This is a genomic window from Quatrionicoccus australiensis, from assembly GCF_020510525.1.
Lineage (GTDB): Bacteria > Pseudomonadota > Gammaproteobacteria > Burkholderiales > Rhodocyclaceae > Azonexus > Azonexus australiensis_B.
The window spans coordinates 185,991-205,475 of the sequence record NZ_CP075188.1 but is presented as its reverse complement, the minus strand read 5'-3'; the positions used below and the strand labels follow the sequence as shown (position 1 = coordinate 205,475).

20 protein-coding genes are annotated in these 19,485 nt (G+C 60.2%); 3 read left to right on the top strand and 17 right to left on the bottom strand.

The window, feature by feature from the left end:
- Positions 1-38: 38 nt before the first annotated feature.
- The 5 genes from pilQ to KI612_RS00975 are packed head-to-tail and all read right to left on the bottom strand — an operon-like array spanning position 39 to position 5,059.
- Complete coding sequence (gene pilQ / locus KI612_RS00995) at positions 39-2,207, bottom strand: type IV pilus secretin PilQ (RefSeq protein WP_226441978.1); 2,169 nt, start codon at positions 2,205-2,207, stop codon at positions 39-41.
- The gene (locus tag KI612_RS00990) at positions 2,204-2,749 is read right to left on the bottom strand and encodes a pilus assembly protein PilP (protein WP_226441977.1); all 546 of its coding nucleotides are present in this window, start codon (positions 2,747-2,749) and stop codon (positions 2,204-2,206) included. Before KI612_RS00990 ends, pilQ begins: the two co-directional genes overlap by 4 nt.
- Entirely contained in the window at positions 2,746-3,411 is a 666-nt protein-coding gene (pilO, locus tag KI612_RS00985) for a type IV pilus inner membrane component PilO (RefSeq protein WP_226441975.1), read from the bottom strand. The genes KI612_RS00990 and pilO overlap by 4 nt, the downstream gene beginning before the upstream one ends.
- Positions 3,408-3,977, bottom strand: coding sequence for a PilN domain-containing protein (locus KI612_RS00980; protein WP_226441974.1), 570 nt, complete (start codon positions 3,975-3,977; stop codon positions 3,408-3,410). Before KI612_RS00980 ends, pilO begins: the two co-directional genes overlap by 4 nt.
- Entirely contained in the window at positions 3,974-5,059 is a 1,086-nt protein-coding gene (locus KI612_RS00975) for a pilus assembly protein PilM (protein ID WP_226441973.1), read from the bottom strand. The genes KI612_RS00980 and KI612_RS00975 overlap by 4 nt, the downstream gene beginning before the upstream one ends.
- A gap of 257 nt (positions 5,060-5,316) precedes the next feature.
- Here KI612_RS00975 and KI612_RS00970 point away from each other — a divergent pair, with 257 nt between their 5' ends.
- Complete coding sequence (locus tag KI612_RS00970) at positions 5,317-7,527, top strand: penicillin-binding protein 1A (RefSeq protein ID WP_404818070.1); 2,211 nt, start codon at positions 5,317-5,319, stop codon at positions 7,525-7,527.
- Here KI612_RS00970 and cyaY read toward each other — a convergent pair whose 3' ends face one another.
- Positions 7,528-7,845, bottom strand: a complete 318-nt coding sequence (gene cyaY / locus KI612_RS00965; RefSeq protein ID WP_226441971.1) for an iron donor protein CyaY — start codon at positions 7,843-7,845, stop codon at positions 7,528-7,530. It lies immediately after the preceding gene.
- A gap of 230 nt (positions 7,846-8,075) precedes the next feature.
- On the opposite strand from cyaY, the gene lysA reads away from it, so the two are divergent.
- Both lysA and KI612_RS00955 read left to right on the top strand, forming a co-directional pair.
- Positions 8,076-9,338: a diaminopimelate decarboxylase gene (gene lysA / locus KI612_RS00960; protein ID WP_226441970.1), complete on the top strand. Its 1,263-nt coding sequence runs from the start codon at positions 8,076-8,078 to the stop codon at positions 9,336-9,338.
- A 5-nt stretch (positions 9,339-9,343) separates the two neighbouring features.
- Positions 9,344-9,706, top strand: a complete 363-nt coding sequence (locus KI612_RS00955; RefSeq protein ID WP_226444087.1) for an RNA-binding S4 domain-containing protein — start codon at positions 9,344-9,346, stop codon at positions 9,704-9,706.
- Between the two features lie 39 nt (positions 9,707-9,745).
- Here KI612_RS00955 and KI612_RS00950 read toward each other — a convergent pair whose 3' ends face one another.
- The 11 genes from KI612_RS00950 to KI612_RS00900 form a co-directional block, all read right to left on the bottom strand.
- Entirely contained in the window at positions 9,746-10,633 is an 888-nt protein-coding gene (locus KI612_RS00950) for an AEC family transporter (RefSeq protein ID WP_226441968.1), read from the bottom strand.
- 95 nt (positions 10,634-10,728) lie between these two features.
- A complete protein-coding gene (gene hslU, locus KI612_RS00945) occupies positions 10,729-12,069 on the bottom strand; it encodes an ATP-dependent protease ATPase subunit HslU (RefSeq protein ID WP_226441966.1) in 1,341 nt (446 codons plus the stop codon).
- Complete coding sequence (hslV, locus tag KI612_RS00940; RefSeq protein WP_226441965.1) at positions 12,066-12,602, bottom strand: ATP-dependent protease subunit HslV; 537 nt, start codon at positions 12,600-12,602, stop codon at positions 12,066-12,068. The genes hslU and hslV overlap by 4 nt, the downstream gene beginning before the upstream one ends.
- A gap of 11 nt (positions 12,603-12,613) precedes the next feature.
- A complete protein-coding gene (locus KI612_RS00935) occupies positions 12,614-13,798 on the bottom strand; it encodes an STAS domain-containing protein (RefSeq protein ID WP_226441964.1) in 1,185 nt (394 codons plus the stop codon).
- A 138-nt stretch (positions 13,799-13,936) separates the two neighbouring features.
- A complete protein-coding gene (locus tag KI612_RS00930; RefSeq protein ID WP_226441963.1) occupies positions 13,937-14,701 on the bottom strand; it encodes a metal ABC transporter permease in 765 nt (254 codons plus the stop codon).
- Positions 14,691-15,269, bottom strand: a complete 579-nt coding sequence (locus KI612_RS00925) for an ABC transporter ATP-binding protein (RefSeq protein WP_226441962.1) — start codon at positions 15,267-15,269, stop codon at positions 14,691-14,693. The genes KI612_RS00930 and KI612_RS00925 overlap by 11 nt, the downstream gene beginning before the upstream one ends.
- Entirely contained in the window at positions 15,266-16,162 is an 897-nt protein-coding gene (locus KI612_RS00920) for a metal ABC transporter substrate-binding protein (RefSeq protein ID WP_226441961.1), read from the bottom strand. The genes KI612_RS00925 and KI612_RS00920 overlap by 4 nt, the downstream gene beginning before the upstream one ends.
- A gap of 9 nt (positions 16,163-16,171) precedes the next feature.
- Positions 16,172-17,545 (bottom strand): TonB-dependent receptor, encoded by a 1,374-nt coding sequence (locus KI612_RS00915; RefSeq protein ID WP_226441960.1) that lies wholly within the window; start codon positions 17,543-17,545, stop codon positions 16,172-16,174.
- A gap of 96 nt (positions 17,546-17,641) precedes the next feature.
- A complete protein-coding gene (locus tag KI612_RS00910) occupies positions 17,642-17,923 on the bottom strand; it encodes a hypothetical protein (RefSeq protein WP_226441959.1) in 282 nt (93 codons plus the stop codon).
- Between the two features lie 9 nt (positions 17,924-17,932).
- Complete coding sequence (locus tag KI612_RS00905) at positions 17,933-19,126, bottom strand: class I SAM-dependent rRNA methyltransferase (RefSeq protein ID WP_226441958.1); 1,194 nt, start codon at positions 19,124-19,126, stop codon at positions 17,933-17,935.
- 108 nt (positions 19,127-19,234) lie between these two features.
- Positions 19,235-19,387: a hypothetical protein gene (locus KI612_RS00900; protein ID WP_226441957.1), complete on the bottom strand. Its 153-nt coding sequence runs from the start codon at positions 19,385-19,387 to the stop codon at positions 19,235-19,237.
- Between the last annotated feature and the right edge of the window lie 98 nt (positions 19,388-19,485).

Genomic DNA, 19,485 nt, shown 5'->3' with positions numbered 1-19,485 from the left:
AAAGCCGGCGATGCCGGCTTTTTTGAATTGATGCACACTCAATCGAAACGAACTTTTTCCGAAATGACCCGCGGCGTGATGAAAATCAACAACTCGCGGCGTTTGCCCAAATCAGTCTTGACCCGGAACAAGGCACCCAGATAGGGAATATCACCCAGGAAAGGAACCTTCTCCGTCGTAGACTCGGTTTTGGTGATGAATACACCACCAACCACCACTGTACCGCCGTTATCGACCACGACATTGGTCTCCACGATTGAACTCTTGATCGGCGGATTGTCATTGATCGCATTTGGCCAATCCGGATCTTCTTTCTTGATAACCAAGGCCATCTTTACCGAACCCTCCGGGGTAATCTGTGGAGTGGTCTCCAAGGATAACTTGGCCGACTTGAACGATACGCTACAAGTACGACTTTCCCCAAAACCCGAACATACCTGATAGGGAATTTCAGTACCGTCCTCGATTTTTGCCTTCACATTGTTAGCCGTAATTACTCGAGGACTGGAAATTATTTTACCGATGCCATCAGCTTCCAACGCAGAAATCTCCAGATTCAGAATCCGACTCAAAGACGAATTGAATAAAGAAAGGGCAACACTCCCGCCTGAGTTGGAGTAGGAAGGAAGGTTTACTCCTAGCGCTGGCGACTGAGTCAAAACCGCGGCTGTTTTAGCCGTCGTCCACACCCCTGTCGCACTGTTATAGGTAGCAGTACTAGTGCCTGGTGCATAACTACCGCCAACCATATTGATTCCGCTACCACTGTATGTACTTGCTCGCGAGTTGAAAAAATTCAGTTTGGCCCCCAGTTGCTTATTGAAGTCATCCGTCGCCTCAACAACTCGAGCCTCAATCAGAACCTGTCTGGCGCCAGTATCAATTGCCTTGATAAAGGCACGAATTTCATCAAGTTTTGACGGGGTGTCATTTACGAAAAGGATGTTCGACTGATCATCCGCGATGACCGAACCACGCTTACTCAGCATCTTCAGCGCAGAATTGGTCGGCGCCCCCGGCAATGGAGACAAGCCTGCCAGAAGCCTGGCTACACTCGCTGACTTCTGGTAATTCAGGATGAATTGCTCGGACTGCAGCGGCTCCAGATCGCCAATCTGCTGCTTGGACTCATATTCAAGCTTTTCCCGAGTCGAAATTTCATCACGCGGCGCAATCAGGATGATGTTTCCCTTCTTGCGCATGTCCAGACCCTTTTGCTGGAAGATGATATCGATCACTTGATCAGCCGGAACATCCTTCAGTACCAGCGTGGTAGTACCAGTCACCGTCTCGCTGATCACTGCATTCAGGTTTAGCTCCTCCGCCATCAAGCGAAGCAATGCCCGAACATCACCGTTCTGATAATTGATACTTACACGCGGACCTTGGTAGCCGACTTTGCTGCCCTGAACAAGCTTGTTCGGATCTTCAATAATCTTTTTGACTTCGACAATGAACTGGCTATCACTCTGATATGCATTGTGCTCCCACAGCCCCTTGGGAGAAATGGTCATGCGAACATTGTCACCAATAGCCTTCGTTTCAACCGAACTGACCGGCGTCGCGAAATCATTGACATCCAGCTTGCGACGCAGGTGATCAGGAACGCTGGTCTTGACAAAATCAACAATCAGATTCGACCCCTGCTGACGTATGTCAATGCCAGTCCCGGCATCACTCAGATCAACAACGATCCGGCCTTCTCCATCCTTGCCACGCCGAAACACCACATCACGCACGGCATGTTTTTGACCAACAACACTTTCCTCGGTAAAGCGAGTCACCTTTTCGGCGGCAGAACCGCCAAGGCGCGCAATAGGAGCCAGGACAACATACAGCGACTTCCCATCCAGACGCGTGCTGTAGTTCATTGCGCGAACAAGATTCAAAACCAGTCGGGTCCGTCCTCCTGCCTGAACCACATTCAAACTGTGCAAATCACCGGTGTTTACTACCTGAGTAGTCTTACCCAAACCATTGACCGTTGCGGGAAAGTCAAATGCAACCTTGGCAGGATTGGCAACACTGAATCCTGCCGGAGGCAAACTCAACGCATCTTTCAAATCAATTTTTACAGCGATCTCCGTACCCTGTTGGGCCACATTGATGGCATCAATCGAGTTTTCTGCCGTCTGCGCCTGGACAGACGAAAAAAAGGCAAGGCAGGTCGCTGCGACGGCAACCGAGACATAGTTAACCAATTTCATTTTTTGCTTCCCTCCTTGCTCTGCAGGAACAACGAACTCTTTCGCTCGCTCCAGTCTCCGGCAGAATCCTGAATCAACTCACGCAACTCGACGTCCTTGTCGGTAATTTTCGTAACCATCCCGAAATCCAGGCCAATGTAATCCCCCACCTTGACCTGCTTTACCTTGTCCTCAACCTGAATGACCGCCAGCGGCTGCTTGTTGACATTCATGTAACCAATCATTTTCAACGACTCGACGGGATACTTTTCAAGCAGGCTGTTACGCAACTCCCTGGCTTCGAAGTCAGGCTGGAATGCACCTCCCTTGCCCCCCCCCTGGCGAGACTTTGATTCAGGCTCGATCTTGCCCGGCTTGAACGGATCCAGCAGCGCCTCAACATCGTAGGGGACAGGCTGATAGGGAAGCACTTCAGGCAATTTCGGAATATTCCCCCGCATGTCCTTGGCACTCTCTTCCATCCATTGCTTCAGGTCTTCGTGGTCGCCACCCGAGCAAGCCGCCAAGGCTCCACACATGGCGATGAGAAACAGTCGTTTCACTTCGCAGCTCCTTTAGCAGGTTTCTTCTGTCTGGCAATTTCCTCTTCATCCAGATAGCGGAAGGTCTTGGTGGTTGCGTCCAGCGTCAATCCCCCCCCATCCTTGATTGGAGCAATGGAAATATTGTTCAGGGTGACGATGCGCGGCAGCTTGGCAATGTCAGCAGCGAAGGCGCCCAAGTCATGGTATGAGCCGTTGATTTTTACCGAAATCGGCAATTCAGCGTAGAAATCCTTGACGACTTCAGCCCCCGGACGGAAAAGCTCGAACTGCAGCCCCCGCCCCAACCCGGCCTGATTGACTTCAATCAGCAGTGCTTCAACTTCGGATTTGTCGGGCAATTGCTTGAGCAAGGCACCAAACGACCGGTCAATTTCGGCCAGTTGCTGAGTATACAAATCGAGATTGATCGCCTGGCGCTTTTTTTCCAGATACTGCTGGCGCAGCGACTCTTCCTCATTCTGCTTGGCTTCCAATTCAGCCAGCTGATCACTCCAGAAAAACCACCAACCGCCGAGCAGCAAAAGCAGCAACATGCCGACAAGAACCGTAATTTTCGGAACCAGAGGCCAAGCCCCCGGATCATTCGGATTCATGTAGCGAAAGTCGTCAGCAATCGCCTGAAAATCAATATTGGGAAGGCTTACGGATTTGGCGCTCATTTATTCACCTTCCCGTCATCCGCTTTGACTCGCGTCAAGGCCACATTCATTGCAAACTCGTTGCTGCGGCGACCATTGAGAACAATGGCCTTGACCTCAACCAGCTGCGGAGATTCCAGCCAGGGTGAAGCCTCCAAATTCCGCATCAATGCAGAAACGCGAGCGTTCGACTGGGCATAGCCGGTGATATTTACGTTAAGACCATCCTGCTTCAAGGACTTCAAGTAAATTCCTTCCGGCACCTGCTTGACCATTTCGCTCAACAAATAAACGGTTTCGCCCCGATCCCGCTGCAGATCCTCAATCACTTGCTTACGCGCCAGAAGGGCCTGCGTCTGCTCTTTCAAGCGCTTGATCTGATCCAGTTGCTTGTCAAGAACGGCAATTTCCTTTTTCAGAAAATCGTTGGCACCTTCCTGCGCGCCGATATAACCCGCGATTGACGTATAAACGGCAAAAACAATAAGTACCCCAAGCACAGCAACCAATCCTGAAAGCACAAAGAACTGCTGCCGCCTTTCCTTTTTGGCCTCTTCACGATGAGGCAGGAGGTTAATGCGAATCATGATGGATCAAACCTCCGCAGAGCCAGACCGCATGCCACCATCAATGAAGAGGCATCAGCCAGCAGGCTCTTCGCCCGCACACGATCGGAAAGCACCATGTTGGCAAAAGGATTGGCAATCAGTGTATTCACCTGCGTGCGCGTTGCCACGACTTCGTCAATTCCGGGGATAACAGCACATCCGCCAGCCAGAATCAGATGGTCCACCTGATTGTACTGAGTAGAGGTAAAGAAGAACTGGAGTGCTCGCGACACCTCAAGAGCCAGATTCTCCATGAACGGATTCAACAACTCTGCCTCGTAGCCTTCGGGTAAATTGCTGCTGCGCTTCGCAGCCTCGGCATCCTCGTAGTTCATGCCGTAATGCCGAGCAATATCCTGGGTCAGCTGACCACCACCGAAAGCCTGTTCGCGCGCATAGACCTGCTGCCCGTTGCGCAAGACGGTCAGATTCATGACATGCGCCCCCGCATCGATCAAGGCAATGATCTGATTCTTGCCGCCGTCAGGCAGCTGACGCTCAATCAATTCGAACGCAGCCAATGAGGCAAGCGATTCGACATCAACAACCACTGCCTTCAAACCGGCCGCATCAGCGACCGCAACGCGATCTTCAACGCGCTCTTTTTTTGACGCAGCGATCAGCACCTCGATCTCATCAGGCACGGAAGGCGCGGGGCCCAAAACCTGATAATCGAGATTGACTTCTTCAATCGAAAAGGGAATGTATTGATTGGCCTCAGACTCGACCTGAACCTCGAGTTCCTCATCCCGCAAGCCCGCCGGAACGATAATTTTCTTGGTGATGACAGCCGATCCTGGCAAAGCCATTGCTACATTGCGCGTGGATGTCCCCAAACGCTTCCAGGCGCGCTTTACGCAATCGACTACACCATCCAGATTGGCAATATTGCCATCGGACACCGCATCCTTCGGCAACACCTCTATGGTGTAGCGCTCGACACGGTAGCCATCCTTCCCATTGGCGGTCAATTCGACCATCTTGACAGCGGACGAACTGATGTCTAGTCCGAGCAAGGAACGCGCCTTGGGATTTAATAAAGCAGAGATATCGAAGCGCACCAGACCCCCAAAAAGTCCTTACAGAATGCGAAGTTAGCTAAACAACCAATAATCCACTTGAAATCCTAGCAACAAGCCCCCGGCATGTAAAGCACTTTCGCGGAGGCATCTGGCGACAGCGTATAATCGAAACAACTCAAATCCGAGCGAATACCGCCTTGCCTTCCTTGCCCTTGCCGATCCGCATCCTCCTCTATCCGTTTCTCATAATTGCCGGTTTGATTGCCATGGGAATTGCCATCGGATTGATCATATTGGTGCTTGCCTACCCCAATCTCCCCTCACTGGAAGTCCTCACCGACTATCGCCCGAAAATTCCGTTGCGCATATTCACGGCGGATGGTTTCCTGATCGGCGAGTTTGGCGAGGAAAGACGGGCCGTGGTCAACATACACGACGTCCCGGATGTCATGAAACAGGCGATCCTCGCGGCAGAAGACGATCGCTTCTACAAGCATGGCGGAATCGATTACCTGGGAATTTTGCGCGCAGCGGGTACCAACCTGCTGGGCGGAGGCAAACGACAGGGTGCCTCGACGATCACCCAGCAGGTTGCCCGAAACTTTTTCCTGACCGGCGAAAAAACCTATACCCGCAAGCTTTACGAGGCACTGCTCTCCTTCAAGATTGAAAGCAATCTCTCCAAGGACCAGATTTTCGAGCTCTACATCAACCAGATATTCCTGGGCCAACGCGCCTATGGGTTTGCTGCTGCTGCGCAAATCTATTTCGGCAAGCCCCTGAAAGACATTTCGATTGCCGAAGCCGCGATGCTGGCCGGCCTGCCGAAAGCGCCTTCCGCCTATAACCCGATCGTCAATCCCAAACGCGCCAGACTGCGCCAGCAATACGTCCTGCGCCGGATGCACGAACTGGGATTCATCACCGATGCGCAGCAGGACAGCGCACTGAAGGAACCCCTGATCGTCAAACGGGAACTCGGTGATTATGCGGTCCACGCCGAATTTGCTGCCGAAATGGCACGCCAGATCGCCGCCGAACGCTTCCCCGAAGATGTCTACTCGCGCGGCATGCGCATCTACACCACCCTGATCAAGGCCGAGCAGGAAGCGGCCTACACCAGCCTGCGCAAAGGCGTCATGGATTACGACCGGCGCCATGGTTACCGCGGGGCAGAATCCTATCTCGACATGCAGGACATGAAGTCCGATCAGGATGAAGCGATTGATGAAGCCCTGCAGGACATCGCCGATGCCGGCGACCTGATCCCGGCGCTGGTCCTCGCTGCCGACGCCAAACAGATTCGCGTTTATCGCAAGGGGGGAGAAAGCATCACCCTGACCGGCGATGCGATGAAGTTCGCAGCCAAAATGCTGGATGACAAGGCGCCGCCCAACAAGCGCATCAAACGTGGCGCCATCATTCGTGTGCAGAAGGACGACAAGGGCAGCTGGCAAATCGCCCAGTTGCCGGAGGTCGAGTCGGCATTCGTGGCGGTCGACCCAAGGGACGGGGCCATTCGCGCCCTGGTCGGCGGCTTCGATTTCAATCGCAACAAGTTCAATCACGTCACACAGGCGTGGCGCCAGCCGGGTTCCAGCTTCAAGCCCTTCATCTATTCAGCCTCGCTGGAAAAGGGGTTCAGCCCGAACAGCGTGATCGCCGACGAGCCTATCGTCATTCCGGCCAGCCAGACTGGCGCACAAGCCTGGGAACCGCACAACTACGACGGCAAATACGAAGGACCGATGAAAATGCGCACGGCGCTGGCCAAGTCGAAAAACATGGTCTCGATCCGCATCCTGCAATCGATCGGTACGCACTACGCCCAGGACTACGCCGGACGTTTCGGCTTTGACCCGGAGAAGCATCCGCCCTATCTGACCATGGCGCTGGGTGCCGGCTCGGTAACGCCATGGCAGATGGTGACGGCCTACTCGGTATTCGCCAACGGCGGTTTCAAGATCAATCCCTTTGTCGTGCGCGAGATTCGCGACGAAAGAAACCAGGTGCTCGCCCGCTCAGCCGAAGTTGAAGCCGGCGACGAATCCATCCGCGCCATTGACCCGCGCAATGCCTTCATGATGGATGCCATGCTGCGCGACGTCACCATCTACGGCACCGCCGCCCGCGCATCCGTTGCGTTGAAACGGCAGGATCTCGCCGGCAAGACCGGCACCACCAATGAATACATTGACGCCTGGTTCTGCGGCTATCAGATGACGGCTGCCGGCTGCGCCTGGATAGGCTTCGACCAGCCGAAAAAACTGGGCGACAAGGAAACCGGCGGTGCGGCTGCGCTTCCGATCTGGATCGGCTACATGAACCGGGCGCTCAAGGATGTTCCCATCCAGACCCCGCAGGCGCCGGAAGGCATCATCAGCTACGGCGAGGGACGCGAGCGCAGTTACATCTACGCTGAAAATGCAGCCAAGGAACGCCCGGCCGAAGAAGCCGAGGCAACCCCCTTGCCCAAGCCGGAGCTCGACAAGCCGCCAAGCGACTGATCAGTTGAAACGAATGCTCTCGCCGGCTTGCTGACTGGCGAGAGCAGACAGCTTTTCCATCAGTTCGGTGCCATCGCGCGTGTCGCGCCAGACGGCGCCGTCCCAGCGAAAATGGAAACCGCCGGCGCGGGCCGCGACCCAGATTTCCTTCGCCACACCATGCCGATTGACAATGATCTTGCTGCCATCGGCAAACTCGATTTCGAGCACGCCGCCGGCTGCAAGTTCACAATCGACATCTGCACCGCTCGCCTCAAGTGCTGCATCTATCGCGGTCAACGCCAGGTCGGCCAGCGCGTTAAATTCCTTGTCTTCCATCGTATGCTACCATCCCGCTCTTTGCTGACCGGTTCGTCACCAATGTCCAGAGTTGTCACCGTTTTGCTGACCTTGTGCCTTGCAGCCTGTGGCACGAAAGCCCCGCTCCGGATGCCGGACAGACCGACGCCGGAACCCTTGCTCGGCAACGCCAAACCCGCTGCCAGCCAGCCGGCAACGATTGCGCCGAATGTTAGCACGGCCACCAAAACCAAAACCGCGAATCCCCAATGAGCTCCTTTAGCCTGAAGAACGGCGTCCTGCACGCCGAATCCGTCGCCCTGCCCGCCCTCGCCGATCAGTTCGGCACGCCGGCCTATGTCTATTCGCGCGCCGCCCTCGAAGGCGCGCTGCGCGAATTTCTCGACGTCCTGACCGCTCACCCGGCCGGCGCTGGCGGGCTGGTCTGCTATGCCGTCAAGGCCAACTCGAATCTCGCCATCCTCAACCTGTTCGCCCGCCTCGGTGCCGGTTTCGACATCGTCTCCGGCGGCGAGTTGCAGCGCGTGCTGGCCGCCGGCGCCGATCCAAAGAAAGTCGTTTTCTCCGGCGTCGGCAAGACGGCTGCCGAAATGCAGTTGGCGCTGGACGTCGGCATCTTCTGCTTCAACATCGAATCCGCCCCCGAACTCGAGCGCCTCAACGCGGTTGCCGGCCAGTGCGGCAAGAAGGCGCCGGTCAGCCTGCGCGTCAATCCGAATGTCGATCCGAAGACCCATCCGTATATCTCGACCGGTCTCAAGGAAGCCAAGTTCGGCGTTGCCTACGACGATGCGCTGGCCCTTTACCGCCGCGCCGCTGCGCTGCCGAATATCGAAGTCGCCGGCATCGACTGCCACATCGGTTCGCAACTGCTCGACCCGGCGCCCTTCGTCGAGGCACTCGACCGCGTTTTGGCCCTGATCGACCAGTTGACCGCCGAAGGCATCAACGTGCATCACCTCGACCTCGGCGGCGGCCTCGGCATCAAGTACAAGGACGACCAGGTCCAGCCGACCGTCGCTTCCTACCTGACGCCGCTGCTCGACAAGCTGGCCGGTCGCGGCCTCAAGGTCGTGCTCGAACCGGGCCGCCGCCTGGTCGGCAATGCCGGCCTGCTGCTGACCCGCGTCGAATTTTTGAAGCCCGGCGAAGGCAAGAATTTCGCGATCATCGATGCCGCCATGAACGACCTGATGCGCCCGGCACTGTACGAAGCCTGGCATGACATCCTGCCGGTCGTGCCGCGTAGCGGCGCGACGCGCGATTACGATGTGGTCGGCCCGGTCTGCGAATCCGGCGATTTCCTCGGCCTAGCCCGGCCACTCGCCATCGAAGCCGGCGACCTGCTCGCCGTGATGTCGGCCGGTGCCTACGGCATGGCGATGGCCTCGAACTACAACACGCGGCCGCGCGCCGTCGAACTGATGGTCGATGGCGAGACGGTGCACGTCATTCGCCAGCGCGAAACGGTCGAACAACTCTACGCCGGCGAGCAGGTTCTGCCGGCTTGAACGGCATCCGCATCGACAAGTGGCTGTGGGCTGCGCGTTTCTTCAAGACGCGCAGCCTCGCCACCGATGCCGTCAGCGGCGGCAAGATCAAGCTGAACGGGGCGCCGACCAAGCCGGCGCGTGACGTCAAGGTCGGCGACAAGCTCGACGTCTTCAATGGCGAGACGCGCTGGAGTGTCGTCGTGCAGGCCCTTGCCGAAAAGCGCGGCCCGGCCGCCGAAGCCCGCCTGCTCTACGAAGAAACAACGGAAAGCATTGCCGCCCGCGAAGCGGAACAGGCCAGACGCAAGTTCGAGCACGAACCGGCCACCGAAATCCACGGCCGGCCGACCAAGCGCGACCGCCGTCAGATGGATCGCCTGCGCTAGGCATTTTTGCCTGTTCTGGACGGTCGACCGTCCAGAAACCTACAAAACCAGCGCCAGGGCCAGCGGCAGGAAAATCAGCGCCGCCATGTTGCCGACCAGCACGATAGAGGCGACCCGCTGCGGCTCCTGCTTGTAGCGCTCGGCAAACAGGAAGTTGAGCACGGCCGGCGGCAAGGCACCGAACACCAGCAGCATGGCGGCATCGCGCCCGTGCAGGCCGAGCAGGGCGATCACCCCGTAGGCCACCGCCATGCCGGCCAGCGGCCGCAGCAGCGCGCTGCCCAGCGACAGCTTCCATTCGCCGAACGTGACGTCGGTCATGCGCACCCCCAGCGAGAAGAGCAGCAGGGGCACCGAGACGTCGCCGAGCATCTTGATGGCGATCACCGCCGGCTGCCAGACCGGCACTTTGAGAAGCGCGACGGTCAACCCTGCAATGGCGGCAAAAACCACGGGAATGCGCCACAGGGTGAGCAAGCGCGTCGTCGGGTCGAGCAGGCGCGCACCGAAGGAAAAATGCAGCGTATTTTCGACCATGAACAGGATCACCGCCGCCGGCAGCGCATTTTCGCCCCAGGCCAGCACGGCGAGCGGCAGGCCGATGTTGCCGGAGTTGTTGAACAGCATCGGCGGCACCAGCGTCTTGGGCTGGATGCCGAACAGCCGGGCAACCGGCCAGGCGAGCAGGCCGCAGGTCGCCAGCACGAGAAAACCGCCGAGGGCGAGCGGCGCGTAAACCGTGAGATCGAAGGATTTGCCGGCCATCGCGGCAAAGACCAGGGCCGGCACGAAGACATCCATGTTCAGCCGGTTGGCGACGGCCATTTCCGGCTTGTGCTTGCGCGCGTAGAAAAAGCCGGCGGCAACGATGGCGAAAATCGGGAAAAGGATGGCCAGCAGGCGAAAACTCAGGCTTTGTTCGTCCACGCGGGCACCTTGAAAAAAAGGAATGAGGCGCCGATTATCGGCGCAGTTGGCGCGGCCGGGCGATCAGGGATGACCCTGAGCCCGGCCGCAGCCGCTTACAGCACGTAGCGCGACAGATCCTCGTCGGCGGCGAGTTCGCCAAGACGCTCGTTAACCGCCGCGGCATCGATGACGATGGTTTGCGGCCCGGCCTTGCCGGCTTCGAAGGAAATTTCCTCGAGCAGTTTTTCCATGACCGTGTGCAGACGCCGCGCACCGATGTTCTCGGTCTTCTCGTTCACCTGGAAGGCGATCTCGGCCAGGCGGCGAATGCCGTCGTCGGCGAATTGCAGCTGCACGCCCTCGGTTTCGAGCAGCGCCTGATACTGCCGCGTCAGGCAGGCATCGGTCTGGGTCAGGATGCATTCGAAATCGGCGACCGACAGCGAATCCAGCTCGACGCGGATCGGGAAACGGCCCTGCAGTTCCGGAATCAGGTCGGACGGCTTCGACAGGTGAAAGGCACCGGAGGCGATGAACAGGATGTGATCGGTCTTGATCATGCCGTACTTGGTCGACACCGTGGTGCCCTCGACCAGCGGCAGCAGGTCGCGCTGCACGCCCTGGCGCGAGACGTCGGCGCCCTGGGCCTCGGAGCGGCTGGCGATCTTGTCGAGTTCGTCGAGGAAGACGATGCCGTTCTGCTCGACGGCCTTGACCGCTTCCAGCTTGACGTCCTCGTCATTGACCAGCTTGGCGGCTTCCTCGTCGGTGAGCAGCTTCAAGGCTTCCTTGATCTGCAGCTTGCGCGACTTCTTGCGGCCCTGGCCCATGTTCTGGAACATGCCCTGGATCTGCTGCGTCAGGTCTTCCATGCCCGGCGGCGCGAAGATTTCGGCCTGCATGCTCGGCGCGGCGAGCTCGATGTCGATTTCCTTGTCGTCGAGTTCGCCTTCGCGCAGCTTCTTGCGGAATTTCTGGCGGGTCGTGTTATCCGTAGCGGTCGACTCGCTGTTTTCGGCAAAAAAGCCCGGACTGCGCGCCGGCGGCAACAAGGCATCGAGGATGCGATCCTCGGCGGCATCCTCGGCGCGCGCCCGCATCTGCTTCATGGCGCGTTCGCGGTGCGACTTGATCGCCATCTCGACCAGGTCGCGGATGATGGTCTCGACATCGCGGCCGACATAGCCGACCTCGGTGAACTTGGTCGCCTCGATCTTGATGAAGGGTGCGTTGGCGATGCGCGCCAGACGCCGCGCAATTTCGGTCTTGCCGACGCCGGTCGGGCCGATCATCAGAATATTTTTGGGTGTGATTTCCTGGCGCAGCGGTTCGGCGACCTGCGAACGCCGCCAGCGGTTGCGCAGGGCAATGGCGACCGATTTCTTGGCGTTGTGCTGGCCAACGATGTGCTTGTCGAGTTCGGAAACGATTTCCTGCGGCGTCATGGTCGTCATTCGAGCGCCTCGATGGTGAAGTTGCGATTGGTGTAGATGCAGATGTCGCCGGCGATTTCCAGCGACCTGGTGACGATGTCGCGCGGCGACAAGTCGGTGTTCTCGAGCAAGGCACGCGCCGCGCTCTGCGCGTAGGAGCCGCCCGATCCGATGGCGACGATGCCATGCTCCGGCTCGAGCACATCGCCGTTGCCGGTGATGATCAGCGAGACATCCTTGTCTGCGACCGAAAGCATGGCTTCCAGCCGGCGCAAGGCGCGGTCGGAACGCCAGTCCTTGGCCAACTCGACAGCCGAGCGCGTCAGGTTGCCCTGATGCTTTTCCAACTTGGCCTCGAAGCGCTCGAACAGCGTAAAGGCATCCGCCGTACCGCCGGCAAAGCCGGCCAGGATGCGGCCCTGATAGAGACGACGCACCTTCTTGGCGGTCGCCTTGATGACGATATTGCCCAGCGTCACCTGGCCGTCGCCGCCCATGGCGACGACGCTGCCCCGGCGCACCGACAGGATCGTCGTGCCGTGATATTGCTCCATGTTTTGCTACCTCAAGACTTGGGAACGATGATGCGCGCCTGCTTGTTGAGGCCGACCACGGCCATCAACTCGGCAACGAGATGGTTCGGGCTGCGCACGACGACTTCGCGGCCAGCCGCCTTGTACGGGGCCAGCCGGTTGACCAGTTGCCCGGCCGAGTAAAAATCCATCCGGCGCACGCCGGAGAAATCGAGAATGGGCGTTTCCTGACCTTCGATGACCGGAACCAGATCCTCGAAGCGACAACTTTTCAGATCACCGCTCAGGTAGTGCGCATCATCACGCAGTACCGGCAGTGTCGCCGTCTTGGCGGCCGCGACGGCTGGCCGGACATCCCACGATGGCGGCGACAATTCGAAGGTGACGGCATAGTCGACCGCGCGTTCTTCGAAGGCCTCCTGCGTACCGTGCCGCTGCAGCAGTTCGAGCAACAGCAGCCAGGACGGTGCATGCACCGCCTCGCCCACCTGCAGCCGGTCATTTAGCCGCCGCTGGAAGGCCTCCGGCTGGAGCAGCGTGATCGCCACGCCATTTTTGCGGGCACTGGCCAGCAGAGTGGCCAAACGCCCGGCGACTTCGTCATCGCAACCGATCAGTTTGCCGCAGTCCACCATGGCCGCCTGCTTGCGGGCAATCAGATCGGCCAGTTCGGCGAGCGGCGCGATGCACTCATCGGTCAACACGCCCTGCAGGGTAAAAAGCTTGGCGCCTTCCTCGGTCGTGGTCACGACCGGCTGCTCGAGACGCCAGGCGGGCGGCGAGGTTTCACAGGCCTCGGCGAATTCGACACCGAATTTGTCGAAGGCAGCACGGTCGCCAACAATCTGCAGCAGATCGAACAACAGTTGCCAGAAACGCTTGCCCTCGCTGCCCGGATAGGCGCGGATCAGAACTTCGAGCAGGGAACGCGCGGCGGCATCCTGACCGTTGGCGAAGAGCACGACGGCCTGTTCGAGATCGGCCTGCAAGGGATCAAGGTCGTGATCGACGTCAATCGCCATGACGCTCGAATCGGTGAAGTCACGATCAAACTCGGCCATCGTGAAATCCAGATCGTCGTCGACGGCCAGCGGCTTGGCTGGCTTTTCCGGCATGGCAGTCTGGGCTGGTGCGGAATTCTGCTTGGCCACGGCAGCAGGCAATTCACTGGCCGTGAATTCCAGATCATCGAGCGGCGGCAGTGCTATGTCAGGCAAAGCCTCCTTCGGCAACTCCACCGGCGCCTTGGGACGAGCCGCCGGCCGCTCCGGCATTTTTTGGGGTTGCTTCTTGAAAAAGGAAAAGACCATAACTGCTCCGCACACAGAACCAGTGTTTTAGCACGCCGCCGAATGTCATGCAATCACCAGGCCGACAGTGATTAACACAAGAGCCAGCATTGGTCCGAATGGCTGGTCCAGCACCAGTGCGCCGAGGAAAGCGGCAACATAGGCCAGTACGCCGATCAGCACGGCCAGGAGCAGCCCCTTGCGCCAGTTCGCCGCCCGCCGGAAGGCGAGCCAGGGCGGGATGAAGACCAGGGCGAAAGCGCCCATCACACCCAGACTCATGGTCGCCAGCGCCAGTGCCAGCGCAGCCAGCACGTCGAAGCCACTCTGGATCGGCCAGGCCTGCAAACCACGCACCCGGAAAAAATCGGGGTAAAGATGGGCCAGCAGCAAGTGCTGCGACAACAGGCGCAATACCAGTAAAGCCACGCCGGCAAACAGGCTGACCAGCCACAGCTGCAGGCTGTCGGCGAAATAGAGCTGACCGTCGAACAAGGCATGCCCGAGGCGCTCCGCGCTCGGCTGGTTGGCGGCAACCAGCACCGCGACGGCCCAGCCCCCGAGCAGCAGGAGCGCATAACTCGCCCCGCCGGCCAGACGGCGAGCAAAAAAACGCTTGCCAGCACCGACCACGGTTGCCGCTCCCAAGCCCCCCAGAGCCGGGGGCAAAGCGGCGACCAGGGCCAGCAAGGCGCCGGCTGCCGCAACGTGCGAATAGGCGAGCGCCGCCAGCCATTCGTCGCGCAGGCGCAGGTAGCAACCGAGCAAGGGCAGCAGCACGGCCAGGACCAGCCCGGTCAGGAAAGGAACCAGGAAAAGCTCATGCCACATCGCTGGCTCCCAACACGACGACGCGATCGCAGACATCGGCGACGAAGGCCGCGTCGTGGCTGACCACGACGATGCCGGCGCCGGTTTTGGCCCGTTCACGCAGGTGGACCGTCAGGTGCGCGACACCGGCCGCATCGAGATTGTTGGTCGGCTCGTCGAGCAGCACCAGATCGGCCGGCGCCTGCAGGATGGCCCACAAGGCGAGATAGTGACGCTGGCCACCGGAAAGGCGGTCGAGGCGCAGGTCGAGACGCTCGCCCAGCCAGGGCGGCAGACCGTCCGGCGTGGCGCCGGTCAGGGCGAGCAGTTCGCGCGCCGAAACCGGCAGGCCGAGCAGCGGCGGCACGTCCTGCGTTTGCAGGGCGAGGCGCAGGCCGGGTGCCAGTTCGAGGCGACCGGCAAAACGCGTCGCACGGCCGGCAAAAACCGCGAGCGCCGTGCTCTTGCCGACGCCGTTCGGCCCGGTCAGGCCGACCACTTCACCGGCCCCGACCGAGAAATCAAAGGGTCTGGTGGCCGGCTGTTCCCAGCCGGCCACCAGACCTTGTGCATCGAGCAACAGACTCAATGCAGGCCTTTCAGCAAACGTTGCACGGTATCGTCGAACAACCCGAACAAGTCTTTCGCTTCCGGCGTGCCGCCGACGGTATAGGGCAACAACACGGCCGGGATACCGGCTTTGCCGGCAATCCACTGGCTTGGACCATCCTGCTGGTAGGCCGCACGCAGGACCATCTTCGCCGGCGTCGCCTGCTGGCGGGCGAGCAGGCTGGTCAGGTGGCCGCTGGTCGGCTCGATGCCCGGCTTCGGCTCAAGGGCACCGAGTTCGCGCATGCCCAGCCAGTTCTCCAGATAGACGAAAGAACGGTGATGCACCAGCACGCCGACGCCGCGCAAGGGTGCCGACTCCTTCTCCCAGCGCGCCATGGCGACTTGCCACTTGCCGGCAAAAGTCTTGAAACCGGCCCGATAGGTCGCGGCCTGAGCCGGATCGAGCTCGGCCATGCGCGCCGTCAGCGCTTCGCCGACCTTGAGCACGTTGCGCGGATCGAGATGGATGTGCGGATTGCCGGCAGCGTGCACGTCACCATGTGCCCGGTCGAGGACAGTCGGCACTTCCAGGCGGTTGACCCAGGCCGAGGCCTCGAAATAACCGGGCTGCGATGGCTGGATCGCGGCGTTGCCGGAATCGCGCAGCACCAGCGGCAGCCAGCCAATTTCCAGATCGGCGCCGGCGGCAACGACCAGATTGGCCTGGCGCGCCTGCGCCAGCAGCGAAGGCTTGGCCTCGATCCGGTGCGGGTCCTGGAAGGCGGTGGTTGCGGCGTAAACCTGCACCTTGTCGCCACCGATCTCGCGCGCCAGCGCCGCCCATTCCGGCACCGTGGCAAAGACCTTGAGATCAGCCTGCGCCGGCAGTGCGGCCAGGGTCAAAAGCAGGATTGCAAACAGCTTGTTCATCGTCGGCTCCTAGAACTTGTGGGCACCGTGGGCGCCGAGACTCATGATGTACTGCAGGGTCCACTGGTTGTCGGTGATCCCCGCCATCGACTTGTCCTGGGCGTACTGCAGGCGGACGCGCGAAAACTCGCTCCAGCTGTAATCGACCATGGCCGTGGTTTTCTTCGGTTTGTAGGCGTCGACCGCCAGGTTGGCCGCATTCAGGCCGAAATCGCGCGTACCGCTGTCGAGCTGCTCGTAACGCAGACCGGCCCGCCATTCGGGAGTGAATTGGTAAACACCCTGCGTATACCAGCCGGACTGACGCGTGCGGTAGCTGCTTTCAACGGCGACATTGCACAGGCTGGCAGCATCATCCGAGCTGCAATTCAGCGCGCCCTTCTCCTGGCGCGAGAAATACTCGCCCTGGAACTTGAAGTTCTGGTATTTCGGATTGCCGTTCGGCGCCCATTTCCAGACGAAATCGGCCAGCCAGGTCGTCGAGTCGCCAGTGAAGGCACCCTGCGCCGCCACGCCGCCGAGATCGGTGAACTCGGCGCTCCGTTCGCTGGCCTTGGTCTTCAGCCAGGACAGGCCGACCCGCCAATTGTTCGAAACCCCCAGATCGTCGCCGACATGCACATACAGCGCCGAACCGCCGGCGCCGTTGCGATTGCGGTCGGTCCCCGGGAAGTTCGCGCCACGCCCGACTTCGGCGCCGAACTCGACGAACAGCGGCGTCGGTGCCAGCCATTTGAGCTGCACACCATCCTGGGCGTAGCTGTCACCGAACATCGCCTGGTACATCAGCGGTGCATCGGCAAAATCGCGGGCATGCGGATGCTGCTCGTTGAGGTAGCCAATGCCCGAGCGGAAGCGCCCGCCCTTGAGGCCGACACCGTGGCCGATCGCCAGCGACTGGAACCAGGCTTCCTCGACTTCGGCTTCGCCGCCGGCCAGGGCGACGATGGCCTGACCGCGCCAGTAGGGATCGATATTGGCGGCAAGCACCAGCTCGGTTTCGTCAGCCGAAAAGCCGCGCGCATTGGCCCCCTCGACCTCGGTCGGGAAGAAGCCGGTGATGCCGCGATTGGCGATGTCCTTGGAACGGCGCACCTTGCCCTGCAGAATCAGCGACACCTCGGGATTGAAGGCATTGGCCGCGGACTGGGCCGCCGGAGCGGCGACGACGGGCGCAGCGGCGCTCTGGGCGCTCTGGGCGCTCTGGGCCGTCCGGCTTTCCGCTTCGGCAAGTTTGTTCTCGAGCGCGGCAATGCGCTGCTCGTAGCTTTTCTTCATATCGGCGATCTGGGCGCGGATGGCGGCCAGATCTGCGTCGCTGCCAGCCGCCTGGGCCGCGCAGGACGCGGCAAGCAAGGCAGCCATGGCAAAGGACTTTTGCATGGGAATTCTCCTGAAAATGCACGGTTGCGACCGGCGTCAGCGCTTGTCGGCAAAGACAGGCGCGTCAGACGGTCGACGCTTCAAAAAGGGCAGTTTTCAGGCAGCAGGAGGATCGCGCTGGCGGGCCAGCGGCGAGGGGAAAGCCGTACGCGCATGCGAGTGCAGCGCTTCCGGAACGAGACAGGCAGCCACCACCGGCGGCAGAACCGCCAGCGATGGCAGCGCCGCCCCCAGGTCGTGTGCCGCCAGGCAGAGTTCGCAGGCATGCGCCGGCAGCGTCCCTTCCTTGCCCGCGGCATGCTCGACGGCATGCGCCCCCGCCGCCAGTTGGGCGAAGCAGAGGACAACAACGAGAAGGAGATGGCGCAGCGGATTCAAGATGGCAACTTAATCGACCTGGACGAGCAGACCTTTGAGATATTCGCCTTCCGGAAAGTTCAACGCGACCGGGTGGTCAGCCGCACCGGCCAGGCGGCGCACGATGCGCGCCTCGCGTCCGGCGTCGTGCGCCGCACCGGCAACGATCTTCTGGAACAGTTCGAGGCCGATACCGCCCGAACAGGAATAGGTCATCAGCAGGCCGCCCGGCTTCAACAGCTTGAAACCGAAGACATTGATGTCCTTGTAGGCCTTGGCGGCGCGCTCGGCGTGCGAGGCGGAGGGCGCAAACTTGGGCGGATCGAGCACGATCAGGTCGAACTGACGGCCTTCCTTTTTGAAATCGCGCAAGGCCTGGAAGACGTCGGCTTCCTGCCAGTGCGCGCGTTCGGCCGGCAATTGCGGATTGAGCGCCAGATTGGCCTTGCCCTGCGCCAGGGCCGGGCCGGAGGAATCGATCGAGAGCACGCTGGCGGCACCGCCGGCCAGCGCCTGCAGCGAGAAACCGGCGGTGTAGCAGAAACAGTTCAGGACGTCCTTGCCGGCCGCGAGCTGGCCGAGCAGCGCACGGTTGTCGCGCTGATCGAGATAGAAACCGGTTTTGTGCCCGCCGACGACGTCGACCGCCAGGCGCACGCCATTCTCGTCGATGGACAGCGGTGTCGCCGGCGCTTCGCCATACAGCCAGCCGGTGGTTGGCTCCAGGCCTTCCATGCCGCGCACGTCGGAATCGGAGCGCTCATAGACGCGGGCGCAGCCGGTCGCCTTGACCAGACCGGCAACGATGGCGTTGCGCCACTTGTCGGCACCGGCCGAGGTGAGCTGGACGACGATGGTGTCGCCGTACTGGTCGGCGATGACGCCGGGCAGGCCGTCCGATTCGGCATGGATCAGGCGCAGGCCCTGCTGGCCGCGCAACTCGGGCAAGGCGCGACGGCGTTCAACGGCGCTCGCGACACGGCGCTTGAAGAAGGCGTCGTCGATCGACTCTTCGGCATCGAAAGTCCAGAAGCGGGCACGAATCTGCGATTTCGGGCTGTAGGCGGCGCGCCCGAGCGGGCGCAGGTTATCAGCCAGCACCTCGACCGTATCGCCGGGGCGGGCACGCCCTTCGAGGCGACCGACCGAGCCGGCGAACACCCAGGGATGATGCTGCTTGAACGCCGAACGTTCCTTGCCCGGCATCAGGATCAGTTGAGCCATAAGATTTTTCCGCCTTGTCGCGCCACGAAGCCGGCAAAAAGCGGCTTCACAATGAAAGAAGCCCCGGCTGCCTTGCGGCAACCGGGGCTCGAAATACGGTACAGCAGCTTAAGCGCCCAGTGCCTTGCGGTTACGAGCGTGGCATTCGGCAGCGTAGATGACCTTGAATGCGGTCTTGCCGTCGCCCTTGAACAGACGCTTGGCAGACTTGGAAATGCTGCGGCGCTCGAGGGAAGAGCGGCGGGTGCGATTGATAGCCATGACTAACTCCTTGATTCCGGCGAATTTTCAAAACCGTGAATCATAGAGGTAGACAGCCCGCAGGTCAATTGAAGCCGGATTTTCCTGCTTTTTTAGCG